General features: G+C 58.2%; 14 protein-coding genes and 1 tRNA gene. 9 read left to right on the plus strand and 6 right to left on the minus strand.

The features are described from left to right. The first annotated feature begins 121 nt into the window (after positions 1 to 121). From speD to J8Z04_RS01115, 6 genes are all read left to right on the plus strand, one after another. On the plus strand, positions 122 to 601 hold the full coding sequence (gene speD, locus J8Z04_RS01090) for an adenosylmethionine decarboxylase (protein ID WP_043559194.1): 480 nt from the start codon (positions 122 to 124) through the stop codon (positions 599 to 601). 178 nt (positions 602 to 779) lie between these two features. Further along, complete coding sequence (gene speE / locus J8Z04_RS01095; protein WP_192848663.1) at positions 780 to 1,655, plus strand: polyamine aminopropyltransferase; 876 nt, start codon at positions 780 to 782, stop codon at positions 1,653 to 1,655. A 23-nt stretch (positions 1,656 to 1,678) separates the two neighbouring features. After that, positions 1,679 to 2,512, plus strand: coding sequence for a 3-methyl-2-oxobutanoate hydroxymethyltransferase (gene panB, locus J8Z04_RS01100; RefSeq protein WP_043559201.1), 834 nt, complete (start codon positions 1,679 to 1,681; stop codon positions 2,510 to 2,512). A gap of 112 nt (positions 2,513 to 2,624) precedes the next feature. Beyond that, on the plus strand, positions 2,625 to 3,767 hold the full coding sequence (locus tag J8Z04_RS01105; protein ID WP_043559203.1) for a glycine cleavage T C-terminal barrel domain-containing protein: 1,143 nt from the start codon (positions 2,625 to 2,627) through the stop codon (positions 3,765 to 3,767). A gap of 212 nt (positions 3,768 to 3,979) precedes the next feature. Continuing rightward, positions 3,980 to 4,282 (plus strand): putative quinol monooxygenase, encoded by a 303-nt coding sequence (locus J8Z04_RS01110; protein ID WP_043559206.1) that lies wholly within the window; start codon positions 3,980 to 3,982, stop codon positions 4,280 to 4,282. A gap of 24 nt (positions 4,283 to 4,306) precedes the next feature. Further along, positions 4,307 to 5,266, plus strand: coding sequence for an ROK family protein (locus J8Z04_RS01115; RefSeq protein ID WP_052348982.1), 960 nt, complete (start codon positions 4,307 to 4,309; stop codon positions 5,264 to 5,266). 180 nt (positions 5,267 to 5,446) lie between these two features. On the opposite strand, the gene glnA is transcribed toward J8Z04_RS01115, so the two are convergent. Next, on the minus strand, positions 5,447 to 6,907 hold the full coding sequence (gene glnA, locus J8Z04_RS01120; RefSeq protein WP_043559209.1) for a type I glutamate--ammonia ligase: 1,461 nt from the start codon (positions 6,905 to 6,907) through the stop codon (positions 5,447 to 5,449). 161 nt (positions 6,908 to 7,068) lie between these two features. On the opposite strand from glnA, the gene J8Z04_RS01125 reads away from it, so the two are divergent. Next, positions 7,069 to 8,556, plus strand: a complete 1,488-nt coding sequence (locus J8Z04_RS01125; RefSeq protein ID WP_192848662.1) for a metallopeptidase TldD-related protein — start codon at positions 7,069 to 7,071, stop codon at positions 8,554 to 8,556. A gap of 171 nt (positions 8,557 to 8,727) precedes the next feature. Next, positions 8,728 to 9,867, plus strand: a complete 1,140-nt coding sequence (locus J8Z04_RS01130) for a ribosomal eL19 family protein (protein WP_373364559.1) — start codon at positions 8,728 to 8,730, stop codon at positions 9,865 to 9,867. Between the two features lie 61 nt (positions 9,868 to 9,928). On the opposite strand, the gene J8Z04_RS01135 is transcribed toward J8Z04_RS01130, so the two are convergent. After that, on the minus strand, positions 9,929 to 10,252 hold the full coding sequence (locus tag J8Z04_RS01135; RefSeq protein ID WP_227431471.1) for a YggT family protein: 324 nt from the start codon (positions 10,250 to 10,252) through the stop codon (positions 9,929 to 9,931). A gap of 140 nt (positions 10,253 to 10,392) precedes the next feature. Between J8Z04_RS01135 and J8Z04_RS01140 the strand changes: the two genes are divergently transcribed. After that, a tRNA-Ala gene (locus J8Z04_RS01140) sits at positions 10,393 to 10,468 on the plus strand. Positions 10,469 to 10,554: 86 nt separating this feature from the next. Here J8Z04_RS01140 and J8Z04_RS01145 read toward each other — a convergent pair. Genes J8Z04_RS01145 through J8Z04_RS01160 form a run of 4 tightly spaced genes read right to left on the minus strand, consistent with a single transcriptional unit; the run spans position 10,555 to position 14,051 of the window. Beyond that, a complete protein-coding gene (locus J8Z04_RS01145; RefSeq protein ID WP_043559212.1) occupies positions 10,555 to 11,145 on the minus strand; it encodes a PqiC family protein in 591 nt (196 codons plus the stop codon). Further along, complete coding sequence (locus tag J8Z04_RS01150) at positions 11,142 to 12,098, minus strand: MlaD family protein (RefSeq protein WP_043559217.1); 957 nt, start codon at positions 12,096 to 12,098, stop codon at positions 11,142 to 11,144. Before J8Z04_RS01150 ends, J8Z04_RS01145 begins: the two co-directional genes overlap by 4 nt. Beyond that, positions 12,091 to 12,885, minus strand: a complete 795-nt coding sequence (locus tag J8Z04_RS01155; protein ID WP_373364560.1) for an ABC transporter ATP-binding protein — start codon at positions 12,883 to 12,885, stop codon at positions 12,091 to 12,093. Before J8Z04_RS01155 ends, J8Z04_RS01150 begins: the two co-directional genes overlap by 8 nt. Before the next feature lie 2 nt (positions 12,886 to 12,887). Beyond that, entirely contained in the window at positions 12,888 to 14,051 is a 1,164-nt protein-coding gene (locus tag J8Z04_RS01160; RefSeq protein WP_081562456.1) for an MlaE family ABC transporter permease, read from the minus strand. Between the last annotated feature and the right edge of the window lie 94 nt (positions 14,052 to 14,145).

The following is a 14,145-nucleotide window of genomic DNA, read 5'->3' on the forward strand; positions in this document are numbered from 1 at the left end:
GGCATTTTCTGTTCAGAAAGAAAGAATAGAGTTGCGTTGAGGGTTATATTCCCCTAGAGGTCAACCCTTCCGCTCCTTCATTGGGGGAGGATGCGGCAATCTGCTGGTTCAGGGGTACGTTATGGACGCACTTGCTCGACTGGGGATGGAATCGGACCTTCCGAGAGATATCCAGAATACTGAGGCAATCGATACAATCGCTGATTGTAAGGACTTTTTCATCAAGCGTGATGGGATCACCTACGCAGGGAACCATCTCCTCATCGATTTCTGGAATGCCAGAAATCTGGATGACCCCGATCAGATCGACGCCACTCTGAGGCGTGCTGCCGAGGCAGCCGGGGCGACCATTCTGCATGGTCATTTCCACCATTTCACACCCAATGGCGGTGTATCTGGTGTGCTGGTACTGGCCGAAAGCCATATTTCCATCCATACATGGCCCGAGCGTCATTTCGCCGCTGTCGACATTTTCATGTGCGGTGTGTGCGATCCCAACATGTCCGTCCCTGTCATGCAGGAGCTGTTTCAGGCAGGACGTGTGGAGATTGATGCTTTCAGGCGTGGACGTGTCAGCTCGACACGGCATACGGGCCGGTAAGCCGGATAGGGAAAGGCCAAGGGGTTTTTCCCTCAATTTCCAATGGATTCCATGGAGTGTTCCTGTTCGCTGGCCAGCGTCCATGCTGGAGGGGGAGCAGGGGTAAGGAGCGGCGTCTGTGCCGGCCTCCCCGTGATGGAGGGCGGCAGGCGTCGTTGATTGAAGAAAGGATGCCGCCATGACATCTGGCACGTCTTCCGGGGCCTGGTTCAACGAGGCCCTCTATCCCGATTGGGGCCAGCGTTTCAGGGTTGTGAAAGAACTGGCCTACAGGAAGTCCCCGTTTCAGGACATCCGCATTTTCGAGAGCAGCAGCCATGGCCGTGTGCTGGTGCTGGACGGTATCGTGCAGATCACGGAGCGGGATGAGTTCATCTATCAGGAGATGCTGGCTCATGTGCCGCTCTTCATGCATCCGAACCCAAAACGTGTTCTCATCATCGGGGCCGGTGATGGTGGTGTGCTGCGTCGTGTTCTCCAGCACAGGACGGTCGAGAAAGCCGTCATGGTGGAAATTGATGGTGACGTGATCGAACTCTCCAAGCAACACCTGCCGATGTTTGGCAAGGATGCGTGGAATGACCCGAGGGCTGAGGTCATCGTTGGGGACGGGATCGATTACGTCAAGAAATCTGGTGATGCAGCCTTTGATGTCATCATCGTGGACAGCACGGACCCGATCGGCGTGGGTGATGTGCTTTTCACAGATGATTTCTATGAGAACTGCGCCCGCATCCTTTCGGATGAAGGGATCATCGTCAATCAGTGTGGCGTGCCGTTCCAGCAGGCAGATGAGCTGCGGGAGACAACGGCCCGTCGTGCGAAATTCTTCCCGCATGTCACGGCCTATCTGGCTGCCGTGCCAACCTATGTTGGTGGGTTCATGACACTGGGCATAGCCAAGAAGGGGGCTCCGCCGCACCGTCCGGACGTGGTCGAGCTGGCCCGTCGTGCACAGGGCATTGCGGAAGGCTGCCAGTACTGGACGCCAGAGGTGCATGTTGCCTCTTTCAGCCTGCCCCCCTATATCGCCCAGAACCTCCCTCGTTCATGAGGCCATAGAGAAGGATCCCCACCATGCGCCGGACTACAATCGCAGACTTCCAGACCATGAAGGATGAGGGTCGGCGGATCGCCATGCTCACGGTCTATGATTACGCTTCGGCCCTGATTGCCGAGCAGGCGGGCGTGCCGGTCATTCTGGTGGGGGATTCTCTGGGCATGGTCATGCAGGGGCGGGATACGACCCTGCCCGTGCGTGTGGAGGACATGATCTATCATGCACGGATGGTCCGCCAGGGCAGCCATAAAGCCCTTATTGTGGTCGACCTGCCCTTCCTTTCCTATGCTACCGAGCAGGATGCCGTGGATGCGGCCCGCCGTGTGATGCAGGAGGGTGGTGGACAGGCCCTGAAGCTGGAAGGCGGCCGGGAGATTGCCCCGGTCGTGCGTCGGCTGACGGAAATGGGTGTGCCCGTCATGGGGCATCTGGGTCTGACACCGCAGTCCCAGCATCAGATCGGCCTGCGGGCGCAGGCAAAGCAGGTCGAGGCCGCCCGTAAACTTCTGGACGATGCCCGTGCGCTGGAGGAGGCCGGAGCTTTCGGTATTGTGCTGGAGGTCATTCCCGCCGAGCTGGCCGAGCTGGTTTCCAGAACCCTGACCATTCCGACCATCGGGATCGGAGCCGGGCCGGGTTGTGATGGGCAGGTCCAGGTCTGGCATGACGTGCTGGGTCTTTTCGAAGGCAAATCCCCTCGTCATGCCCATCGGTTTGCTGAAATCGGAGAGCAGATGGTTGGAGCCTTGTCCCATTATGTCCGGCAGGTTGAGGAAGGCTCTTTCCCGACACAGGCACAGAGCGTGAGCATGAAGTCGGATGTACTGGCCAGCCTGAAGGCGGGGGAATGACCAGCTCCCCCAGGTGGGGAACGTGGTGAAGCCTTGCCCGGGCCCGGATTGTCAGACGGGGATGAAGCAGGCAGAGTGGTGAACTTCCCCTGTATTTACAGGATAAAACAGAATGACGGATGAAACATTGAAGTCCAGCCCCCTTCAGGCGCTGCATGAAGAGCTGAAGGCCACGATGGGATGCTATGCAGGCTATGCCCTGCCCGAGCATTACCCTCTCGGCATGGAGGTGGAGCATCTTCATACCCGCAAGCAGGCGGGGCTGTTTGACATCTCCTTTCTGGGGCAGGTCCGTATCCGTGCAAAAGAGGATAATGCCGCTGTTGTTGCTGAGGCGCTCGAAGCTCTGATGCCTCTGGACATCATGGGGCTTGAGAAGAACCGGGTCCGTTATGGCCTGTTGACGACTGATCAGGGCGGTATCCGGGATGATCTGGCCATTTCCCGTCAGGAAGAAGAGTTCATCCTGACACTCAATGGCCAGAACAGGGAAGACAATGCTGATTATCTCGAAAATGCCATTGGCAATGATTGCAGGCTGATCCGGGAATTTGACCGGGCCATGCTGTCCCTTCAGGGCCCTCTGTCGGCCGAGGTTCTGGCCCGTGTGCTGGACCAGACGACCATCATGGGGATGCGGTATCGGGACAGTCTGGCCATGCAGTGGGAGGGTGGCAGCCTCATTGTATCCCGTTTCGGTTATACGGGTATGGAAGGGTTCGATCTTTCTCTGGAGGCCAGTCAGGCTGAAGCCTTTGCCCGCCGTCTGCTGGACGATCCCGATGTGGCTCCGGCCGGGCTGGAGACACGGAACAGCCTGCGGATGGAAGCCGGGCTGTGTCTGTATGGGGCGGACATCGACAAAACCACATCTCCGGTGGAGGCCGCTCTGGTCAGCAGCATAGCTGCCTGTCGCCGGGCCGGCGGAGCACGGGCGGGGGGGTACCCTGGTGCCGGGACGATCGAAGGGCAGATGGAACATGGCGTATACCGCCAGCGCGTTGGTCTGCGTCCGGAAGGGGACGTGCTGCTGGGTGGCGGTGTGGAACTCTTCTCGGATGAAGGAAGGACAGACCGGGTCGGGCGCATTACGTCTGGCTGTTTCAGTCCGACCCTGCGGGCCATGATTGCCATGGCGTATGTCACACCATCCCATGCAGCAGAGGGTACGGTGCTTTACGCCGCCGATGCGGACGGGCAGCTCCACAAGGTTTCTGTCACGGCTTTGCCCTTCGTCCCGCAGACGGCCCGCTGAGCAGAAGACACCTGAGTGAAAGTTTGTGAACAGGGCTTTACACGGCCCTGTTTTTTGGTGAGGCTCGCATTCATGCAGGGCTTGAGGCAGGCCTTGTCCGCCTTCTCCCACAGTGGGAGAGGACTGACAGGAATGTGTGTTGCCTCCGGCCATTTTTTTTGCTCAGCGTGGTTCCATCGGCAGCTGGGCGGGGCAACTCAGGGAGAGTCGAAATGAGCGAGAGCATCCATATTCTGGCACTGGTCACCATTGCTGAAGAGAAAGCCGCCCAGCTTGAGAAAGCCGTGCAGGTCTGTGCTGGTCATTCGCTGAAGGAAGAAGCCTGCCAGCGTTACGAAATTTCCCGTGATGCTGAGAAGAAGGGGCGTTTCATGGTCAGCGAGATCTGGGCCAGCAAGGACGGGTTCGAAACCCACCTTGCCAGCAAGCATTTTGGCGCTCTGGCCGGTTTCATCAAGGAGCATGGAGCCGAGCTGGAGGTCATCCGACAGCAGCCTCTGCATCCCGCATCGTAAGCTGGATTAAGGGAGAATCATCACATGGCTGATTATCGTCTTGGAATTGATTTTGGCGGCACGAAAATCGAAATTCTTGCTCTGGACCGCAGTGGCAAGGAAGTGCTGCGCGAGCGTATTCCCAACCCCGGGGTTTATGACAAGGCCATCGAGGCCATCCGGGACCTGGTGCTGAAGGCTGAGGACCAGATCGGCTGTGTGCCTGCCCATCGCATCACGGGGACTCAGCTGACATCCACTCTGGGCATCGGCATCCCCGGGTCCCTGTCCCCCGAGACAGGCCTGGTCCGCAACTCCAACGCTACATGGCTGAACAACAATGCCTTCAAGCGTGATGTGGAGGAGAGTCTTGGCCGTCCCGTGCGTGTTGAAAATGATGCCAACTGCTTCGCTTTGTCCGAAGCTGCTGATGGCGCTGGTGCCGGTTATTCCGTCGTTTTGGGCGTGATCATCGGGACAGGCATGGGCGGTGGCATCGTGGCCAATGCTCGGGTGCTCTCCGGTCATCATCACATCGCCGGTGAATGGGGTCATATCCCTCTGCCGTGGGCAAAGCCGGAAGACATGCCCATGCGGAAGTGTTTCTGTGGCAATGAGGGCTGTCAGGAGCGCTATCTCTGTGGCCCGGCACTGGCTGCGGAATGGAAGGGTGAAGGCAACCGCTCCCCGAACGGAATTGAAGAGGCGGCCCGTAATGGGGATGAAGCCGCCATCCGTGCGCTGGACCTCTACATGGACCGTTTCGCCCGGGCCTGTGCGCAGGCTGTCAATTTCCTCGATCCTGATGTGATCGTGCTGGGTGGTGGCGTGTCCAATCTTCCCAGCATCTACGAGCGTGTGCCCAAGCTGCTGCCCCGTTATGTAATTACATCGCCTTGCACGACACCAATCGTGCAGAACCGTCATGGTGACAGCTCTGGTGTGCGTGGGGCTGCCTGGCTGTGGGATGTAGCCGAAAATGGCATTTCCAAGAAAAATGCCTGATCCGGCATTGCCAGCAGCATGAGGCAAGGGCCTGCTCCCTCAGGGGGCAGGCCCTTTTTTCATGGGGCGGCCATCATGAAAAAAAACCGCCTGCCCCTCATGGAAAGGCAGACGGTCTGTTCCGATGGTGCGCTGGCCAGCCCTTCCTGCCCCGGCTAGGAGCAGGAAGAACGGGGTAGCTCAGACGGAGTAGTACATCTCAAACTCAACCGGATGCGGTGTGTGCTCAAAGCGGTATACGTCCTGCATCTTCAGCGTGATGTAGCTTTCGATCTGGTCCTTGGTGAAGACATCACCTTCCAGAAGGAAGGCATGATCGGTCTTCAGGGCCTCCAGAGCTTCACGCAGGGAGCCGCAGACAGTCGGAATCATGTTCAGCTCTTCCTGCGGCAGCTCGTACAGGTCCTTGTCCATGGCTTCGCCCGGGTGGATCTTGTTGCGGATGCCGTCCAGACCAGCCATCAGCATGGCACTGAAGGCAAGGTAGGGGTTGGCTGTCGGGTCGGGGAAGCGGACCTCGACACGCTTTGCCTTCGGGCTTGTAGCGTAGGGGATACGACAGGATGCAGAGCGGTTGGCGGAGGAATAAGCCAGCAGCACAGGGGCTTCAAACCCCGGAATCAGCCGCTTGTAGGAGTTGGTGGAGGGATTGGTGAAGGCATTCAGTGCCTTGGCGTGTTTGATGATCCCGCCAATGTAATACAGGGCCTCATCGGAAAGGTCAGCATAGCGCTTGCCAGCAAAGAGCGGCTTGCCGTCCTTCCAGACGGACTGATGCACATGCATGCCGGTGCCGTTGTCGCCATAGATGGGCTTCGGCATGAAGGTGGCCGTCTTGCCGTAGGAATGGGCGACATTGTGCACGCAGTATTTGTAGATCTGCATGAAGTCGGCTGACTTCACCAGTGTGGCGAAGGCCGTGCCCAGCTCGTGCTGGCTGCGGGCCACTTCATGGTGATGCTTCTCGATCGGCAGACCCATCTCGCCCATGGTAGCCAGCATCTCGGCGCGCAGGTCATGTTCGCTGTCCACCGGCGGAACAGGGAAATACCCACCCTTGCGGGCCGGGCGATGGCCCATGTTGCCTTCCGGGTAGTCCTTCAGGGCAGCTTCCGGCCCTTCGATGCTGTCGAGGTGGTAGGTGCCGTAATTCTCACCCGTGCCGAAGCGGACACTGTCGAAAATGAAGAACTCGGCTTCCGGGCCGAAGAACGCCGTATCACCCAGGCCACTCTTCTTCAGGTAGGCTTCGGCCTGTTTGGCTGTCGCACGGGGGTCACGATTGTAATAGCCGCCCGTTCTGGGGTCGATGATGTCGCAGATCAGGATGAGCTGCGGGCGGGCGGAGAAGGGGTCGACCACGGCTGTTTCCGGGTCCGGCAGCAGGACCATGTCGGACTCGTTGATGGCCTTCCACCCCTGGATGGAGGAGCCGTCAAACATGAAGCCTTCCGTGAAGGTGTCCTCTTCAATGGTGCGGACCGTCTGCGTGGTGTGCTGCCATTTGCCCTTCGTGTCGGTGAAGCGGAGATCAACGAACTCGATGCCGTGCTCTTCGATCAGCTCAAAAACGCGCTGGATGGCGGCTTTCTGAGGGGAAGGGCGTTGTGCGGAAGGAGAGGAAACTGCTTTTTTCGCCATGGCTGCGTGCCTCGCAATTTTTGGACTGATACCAAAACGATTAGGGGACAATTGGTCATCTGTCGAGTGCTTGCTCATAAACTTCATTTTATGAGACAGTGCTGCCTCAGTTTTTTATAATCCCCGGCATCTGTGCCGTATGGAAAATCCATCTGGTGGTCATGTCTGCGCCTTCCCCTGTAAAAATATCCGACGCCCTTTTTTTTCATGAGACCCTGCCATGGACACCTGATGACGTGAACCGTCAGCTTGCCAGCAGTCTTGCTGGCATGGATGACGGGGAGCTGTTTCTGGAATACCGGGAAGAAGAGACGCTGGGGCTGGAAAATGGCCTGCTGCGGACGGCTGGTTTCAACCGCTCTTCAGGGTTTGGCCTGCGGGGTGTCACGGGCAGCCAGACCATCTTTGCCCACTCGGATCTTCTGGGGATGGGGGCGTTGCGGCGTGCCGCCGAGGGGCTGGGCAGTGTAGAGCGCATGGCTCTCCGACCGGACCAGCGGGCCCCTTCCCGCCTGCAGGAGGCTGCGGCGGCAGATGGACGGGCCTTTCTTTATGGTGCAGCACATCCGCTTGAGGGGGGGGATTTCTCACAGCGTGCGGCGTTGCTGGGAGAGATTGAGGCCTATGGGCGAGGGTTGGACCACCGTGTCGTGCAGGTGAATGTGACCCTCAACACGCAGTGGCAGGTCGTGCGGATCATGCGTCCTGCGTTTCTTCAGGAGGGGCATGCAGGGCCGCTGGTGGATGTCCGTCCGCTGGTCCGGCTCGATGTTTCCGTGGTGGTGGAGCAGGGCGGACGGCGGGAGAGTGGCCGTGCTGGACAGGGAGGGCGGTATGCTCTGTCCCGCCTTATGGAGCCGTCCTGCTGGCAGGCCATGACACAAGAGGCCCTGCGGCAGGCCCTGGTGACGCTGGAGGCCGTGGCGGCTCCGGCAGGGGACATGCCGGTTGTGCTGGGGGCCGGCTGGCCCGGGATTCTGTTGCATGAGGCTGTCGGGCACGGGCTTGAGGGTGATTTCAACCGCAAGGGTACGTCTGTTTTTTCCGGGTGCGTGGGCCAGCGTATTGCTGCCCCGGGGGTGACTGTTCTGGATGACGGCACCTTGCCGGAGCGGCGTGGCTCCCTGAACATGGATGATGAGGGAACTCCCACCAGCCGGACCGTGCTGATTGAAGACGGGATATTGCAGGGATACATGCAGGACCGGCTGAATGCCCGCCTGACATCAGTAACGCCAACAGGGAATGGCCGCCGTCAGTCCTATGCCCATGCGCCGATGCCGCGCATGACCAATACCATCATGGCGGGGGGACAGGCCTCGGAGGAGGAAATGATCCGCTCCACGAAGAAGGGCCTGTATGCCCGCAATTTTGGTGGCGGGCAGGTTGATATCACCTCTGGCAAATTCGTGTTTGCTGCTTCGGAAGCCTATCTGATTGAAGATGGCCGGGTTACGGCACCAGTGCGTGGGGCGACGCTGATTGGCAGTGGAGCAGCGGTGATGGAGCAGATCAGCATGATCGGCCCCGCCATGGAGCTGGACCCGGGCATAGGGACATGTGGCAAGGCCGGGCAGGGTGTGCCTGTTGGTGTGGGGCAGCCCATGCTGAAGGTGAGTGGCCTGACAGTTGGAGGGACAGCGTCCTGATGACTATCTGGAAACAGACCATTGGTCTGGTTTTCCCCGGGGCTGTCCCGGATAGATAAAACAAATGGAATATGTTTCAGATATAAATAAGTTTTCATTTCTCTATTGCAAACTATCTTTTTGCTGTCGTAATGTTTTCTCATCACAACAATGGGATGATGGTTTATCGTGATGAAGACGTCCGTGCGTTACGCAGCCCTTCTGTCCAGTCTTTTTGCAGGTACTTTCGGTGCCTGTGCAGATGTGCATGCTGCGGAGACGGCTGTGGCGGCCAGTAACGGTAACGGAGCAGGTGACAGTTCGGCCCAGAAAACGGGCAAAGCCACCCAGCCAGCCAGCGCAGCTGCGGGGACGACTGTTGCGGCTTCCTCCCATGAGGCTGCTGCCCAGAAGCCGGTCGTGTCCATTGCGGAGAAACCAGCCTCCAAGCCATTGCCGGAGCAGTGGTATACGGGGTCCCTCTATTCTCCCTCACCAGCTCTGCCTGTCCCGGGCATGATTGCTGTGGAGCCTTATGTAGCGGCTGGCCTGCCTGCCGGTGCGTTTGATTCCAACGGGCATCTCAATACCCGGAAGGGAGCCGGGGGGCAGCATTCCATTTCCCAGTTTTCGCTGGCGAAATATGGTATTACGGACCATCTGTCCATCTATCTGCTGCCGACATACAGCTATAGCTGGGGGAATCATACCAAACATTCCGGCCTGAAGTTTAATGATCTGCCGGTGGAGTTCCAGTACCGTCTGACACCGCATTATACGCCGTCCATCACGCTTTATTTTGGTGTGAATACCCCGACAGGTGATTACAAGAACCTTTCCAATGCGTCAGAGGGGGTTGGCCAGGGTGTCTGGGCACTTCGCTATGGTGTGCACAGCCAGTTTGCCCTGCCGTTTTTTGACCATGCAATGCGTGTGCGTCTTTGGGCGCAGGTCCGCCATCCGGTGGCCAGTACGAAACTGCGCAACATCACCAGTTATGGGACAGAGAAAGGTTTCACCGGGCGTGGTCATGCCGGTCCCTATGGGAATGAGGGTGGTTCAGTCGAGCTGGGTATCACCAAGAAGTGGGTGTTTGCGCTGGACCTGTACCATACCTGGGCTACATCCAGTTCGGTCAATGGGTACAATGTTTATTCAAAGAAATACATCAACTCTCGGACGGGTTGGTCCGGTGCCTTCAATGTCGGGCCTGGGATTGAATATAACTGGACGTCGAGTGTTGGTGGGATTGTCGGTGTGATCCTGCCGGTGGCCGGGCACAATACGTCCCGGTCCATCTCACCGGAAGCCGCTGTGTTTGCCGTGTTCTGATCAGCTCTTCATCGGACAGGAAAAACCCCCACCTGATTTTCAGGCGGGGGTTTTTTTCGTTTCAGCCCTGTGGGAGGAAGAAGATTCTGAAAATGCTCTTCAGGATGAAGGGAATGCCATACTGAATGGCCAGGAGCAGGATGAGGGGGGAGAAGTCCATCATGCCTGTGTCTGGTAGAATATTGCGGATGGGTTGCAGAACGGGCTCCACAAGCCTTGCCAGTATCTCAAGAAGGCTACTCACGAAGCGGTTGGTCTGAGGGTTTATGACGCCAAAACCGATGGCCATGGAGGCAAGGCAGTAGGCAAGGATGATCCATGTATAAACATCCAGCACCACCATGAGGAGATTGATGACCTGGAGATAGATGATGGCAGCATGCACAGGCGGATATCCTTCCTGATGGCGTGAGGAGATGCAGACCCACACATGTAACAATCTTCTGCATGGCTGGCGAGACCAATTGCTGGGCAGTCACGACTTGACAGTTCATGGCGTGCATGGTGTCTTGAACGGCAGATTGTGGGGCTATAGCTCAGTTGGGAGAGCGCCTCGTTCGCAATGAGGAGGCCAGGGGTTCGACTCCCCTTAGCTCCACCACGATTTTCCTGAAAAACAGTTTGGGATGGCATCGGGGAAGAGGGCTGGGACTGGTTCACTGTTTCAGTCCCGGGGGCCGTCTTGCTTTACGGTGTTGCTGGGATGGATCTGGAGATATGCTCCGCCAGCTGTATTACGAGTTTCCGCATCAGTGCGGCCGTATCGGCATCTGTCCTGACAGGCCCGTTGGCAGCGAGATGCGCAATGTTGCGGACCATCGGTTTGTGGCGATCATGCGGAACAATGGCCCAATGGGCGTTCAGTATGGCATGACCGCTCACATCCACATCGAATTCGGAAATGGCAACCATGATCTGCATGTCGGCTGCCTGGGCCAGGGGCTGGTCCGTCACCAGGATGTCATGCTGGAAGGCAGCCACTTCGTTGGTGATCAGGTCCGTAATGCCAAGGGACAGGCGGGATGCCCAGCGGGAGTTGGGGCTGCGGCGGATTTCCTCCCCCTGACGGGTGATGATCTCCTGGCTGTCCAGATAGTCCGGCATGATGATCCGGCTGATCTGCACGATGGTTGTTTGCGGAGACACCTGGAGGGATTTCGTATCGGTATGGACAGGAATGCCGAGCGTATAGATGTGCAGCTGGGGAGATGCACAGCCTGCAAGCAGGGTGCAGCTTCCCAGAAGGGCAAGAACAGTACGGCGTGATGGAAACATCATGGGTGGCGTCCCATAAGCAGAAGTTGCGGATTGCGTTCCACATCGTTGGCGAACCCACGGAGAGAGGAAGCCGTTGCGGCAATATCCCGCAGCGCAGCATCCAGATTGGCTCGGTCCACGGAACGGGCGGAGAGAATGTCCTGCAGGGCCTCCAGCGTGGCTGTGGCGGAGAGGAGTGTCCTGTGGATATCCTTGCCACGCATTTCAAGCTGGTTGGTACCTGTATCAAACAGTCGGTCCAGTTTTGCCAGTGACCCATCCAGCTGGGTATGCAGGTCCCTGATGGTGGCAGTGGCAACCTGCATGGTTTCCTGCGACTGGTCGGATGTTCTCTTCAGGCTGGCAATGAGGCCGGGCAGGTCCTGGCGCAGGCCCTCGCTCAGCTCCGTGACGGATAGCAGGGCGGAATCAGCATGCTGGCTGATATCCTTGATGGGAATCTGCTCCAGTGTGTTTTTCAGCTTCTCCATGGTGGAGAGCCGGACAGGAATCTCCGGCAGTTTTGTGATGCGGGGATGCAGCGTGGCGGGAACGGATTTGTCGAAGTCCAGTTCGATGTTGGATTGTCCCGTCACGAGGCTCTGCAGGTTCAGCCCGGCGCGCAGGCCATTGTCAATCATTGTCTGGAAATTGACCTGCTTGCCCCCCGCATCGTCCTGGACAACATGCATCTGCCCGGTCTCCAGAGTAATGATGACCGGGATATAGGCTTTGTGGTCCTGTGGGTCGAAATGCAGGGTGATGCTCTGGACGGATCCGACCTTCACACCACGGAAATTGACCGGGGCCCCGACAGACAGGCCAGCAATGGAGTTCTGGAACACCACGGCAACGTCCCGTGTTTTGGAGAAGAGGCGGAGATGCCCGAATGTCATGATGATGAACAGTAGCAGCACGCCCCCAAGGACGACAAAGATGCCGATCTGGGTTTTTCTGTTGGTGGTTTCAGACATGCTGTTCGGCCTTCTGTTCTGTCTGGGAAGGGATGGAAGCAGAGCGGTGCATGAAGGCCGTCACCTCCGGGAGGGTACAGCTGTCATGCAGGGCACGGGGTGAGCCACTGGCAATGGGCCTGTGCGTGACAGCATCCAGAAAGATGCCATCATCAGCAATGGTGAAAAGGCTGGGCAGTTCGTGGCTGACAATGACGATCGTAGCCCCAAGTCCGTCACGCAGGGTGAGGATGAGGTCATCCAGCCGGGCGGAGGTGATCGGGTCCAGCCCGGCGGAGGGTTCGTCAAAAAAGAGGATGTCCGGCTCCAGCGCAATGGCCCGGGCCAGTCCAGCCCGTTTTTTCATGCCGCCGGAAATCTCGTAGGGGAAGAGATCGATGGCATGCTCCATCCCCACCAGCCCCAGTTTCAGGCGGACGAGATGGTCTATGGCATCAGGCTTGAGGTCCGTGAACATCTCCAGCGGCAGGGCGACATTCTCGCCCACGGTCATGGAGCTCCACAGCGCACCACTCTGGAAGAGAACGCCATAACGGCGGTTGATGGCCGTGCGGTGGGCGTCATCCTGCTCCCAGTAATTCTCCCCACCCACCATGATGTGCCCTGCCGTGGGGCGCAGAAGGCCGATCATGCTTCTCAGCAGGGTGCTTTTGCCGCAGCCGGAGCCCCCCATGACAGCAAAGATGGAGCCTTTTTTCAGGTCGAATGACACATTCTGCTGGATGATCTTGGGCCCGAAAGAGAGTTGCAGATCACGGACGGAAATGAGAGTTTCTCTATCAGACATCATCAGATTCCAGCGGCGTTGGCGAGGACGGCAAAAACGGCATCCAGAGCGATAACCCCGACAATCCCGATGACGACAGCCCGTGTGGCGGCAATGCCGACATCCGCAGCACTGCGGCCGGCTTTCAGGCCGATCCGGCAGGCAGCCAGAGCGATGAAGCCAGCAAAAAAGAGTGCCTTGATGAACCCGAAGGCAAACTGGCTCAGTTCCACGCCGTTGAAGGTGGAGAGCCAGTATCCGGTGGGAGAAATGTCCATCATGGTCATGGAGACGACAAAACCGCCGAAAATCGAGACCAGCGTGCCATAGAGATACAGCAGCGGCATCATGAGGATCAGCGAGAGAATGGAGGGGAGCAGGATATAGCCCGCCACGGAGATGCCAGTCACCTGAAGAGCGTCAATCTCTTCATTGCCCTGCATGGTGGAGATGCGGGCTGCATAGGCTCCGCCCGTACGTCCGGCCATGATGATGGCTGTCATGATGGCGGAGATTTCACGGGCGGAGGCAATGCCCACCAGATTGGTCACATAGATTTCAGCTGCGAATTTGCGTAATTCCAGCAGCCCCACGAAGGCCAGGATGGCCCCGATCAGAAAATTGACAATGCTGACGATGAGCAGTGCCGAGGGGCCAGCATTCCAGACATCCACAAGCAGGTCCTTGAGACGCATGGAGTTTTTGCCACGCAACGTCCCGACAGCTCCCCGCATGACTTCCAGAAGCAGGGCGCTGGATGTGGCTGTCTCATGCAGGATGTCCAGCGTCTTTCCGCCAACACGGGCAAAGAAGCTTTCCCGGTCCTGCTGGTGGGGGGCGGGTTGTTCCACTTTTTCTGGCAGAAGAGCCAGAAGGCGCTGGGCGGAAGACGGCAGGGCGTGATCATCAAATGTCAGGGAGGCCTGGCAGGCGGCCTGCTTGACGGTCCACAGGAACATGATGAAGCAGGAATCCCAGCTGCCCAGTCCGTCCGGGTTGATGGACAATGTCTTCCCGCTCCCTGGGTGGGAGGAGGTGAGAGCAGTTGCCGGGAACTGCACCACATCATCCTGCAGGGCCTTCCAGTCCCCCCGGATGGTCAGGGACAGCCCGTTGGCCGTATCGTCAATGGACCATGAAGGCGGGGTGCTGTCTTTGGTGGGGGAGGGAACAGCCTGTTGTGTCATGAGGAGACGGTATGCCCTGCCACAGGCACGGGGGAAGTGAAATTCTGCAACATGGCCCTGCCCACAAAATGTTCTGTCCATTCATTCTATGTCA

The organism is Bombella apis, from assembly GCF_018221685.1.
Taxonomy (GTDB): domain Bacteria; phylum Pseudomonadota; class Alphaproteobacteria; order Acetobacterales; family Acetobacteraceae; genus Bombella; species Bombella apis.

Coding starts and splice junctions, on each gene's coding strand:
- speD (WP_043559194.1), top strand. CDS start 122: ATGGACGCACTTGCTCGACTGGGGATGGAATCGGACCTTCCGAGAGAT.
- speE (WP_192848663.1), top strand. CDS start 780: ATGACATCTGGCACGTCTTCCGGGGCCTGGTTCAACGAGGCCCTCTAT.
- panB (WP_043559201.1), top strand. CDS start 1,679: ATGCGCCGGACTACAATCGCAGACTTCCAGACCATGAAGGATGAGGGT.
- J8Z04_RS01105 (WP_043559203.1), top strand. CDS start 2,625: ATGACGGATGAAACATTGAAGTCCAGCCCCCTTCAGGCGCTGCATGAA.
- J8Z04_RS01110 (WP_043559206.1), top strand. CDS start 3,980: ATGAGCGAGAGCATCCATATTCTGGCACTGGTCACCATTGCTGAAGAG.
- J8Z04_RS01115 (WP_052348982.1), top strand. CDS start 4,307: ATGGCTGATTATCGTCTTGGAATTGATTTTGGCGGCACGAAAATCGAA.
- glnA (WP_043559209.1), bottom strand. CDS start 6,907: ATGGCGAAAAAAGCAGTTTCCTCTCCTTCCGCACAACGCCCTTCCCCT.
- J8Z04_RS01125 (WP_192848662.1), top strand. CDS start 7,069: ATGTCTGCGCCTTCCCCTGTAAAAATATCCGACGCCCTTTTTTTTCAT.
- J8Z04_RS01130 (WP_373364559.1), top strand. CDS start 8,728: ATGAAGACGTCCGTGCGTTACGCAGCCCTTCTGTCCAGTCTTTTTGCA.
- J8Z04_RS01145 (WP_043559212.1), bottom strand. CDS start 11,145: ATGATGTTTCCATCACGCCGTACTGTTCTTGCCCTTCTGGGAAGCTGC.
- J8Z04_RS01150 (WP_043559217.1), bottom strand. CDS start 12,098: ATGTCTGAAACCACCAACAGAAAAACCCAGATCGGCATCTTTGTCGTC.
- J8Z04_RS01155 (WP_373364560.1), bottom strand. CDS start 12,885: ATGTCTGATAGAGAAACTCTCATTTCCGTCCGTGATCTGCAACTCTCT.
- J8Z04_RS01160 (WP_081562456.1), bottom strand. CDS start 14,051: ATGACACAACAGGCTGTTCCCTCCCCCACCAAAGACAGCACCCCGCCT.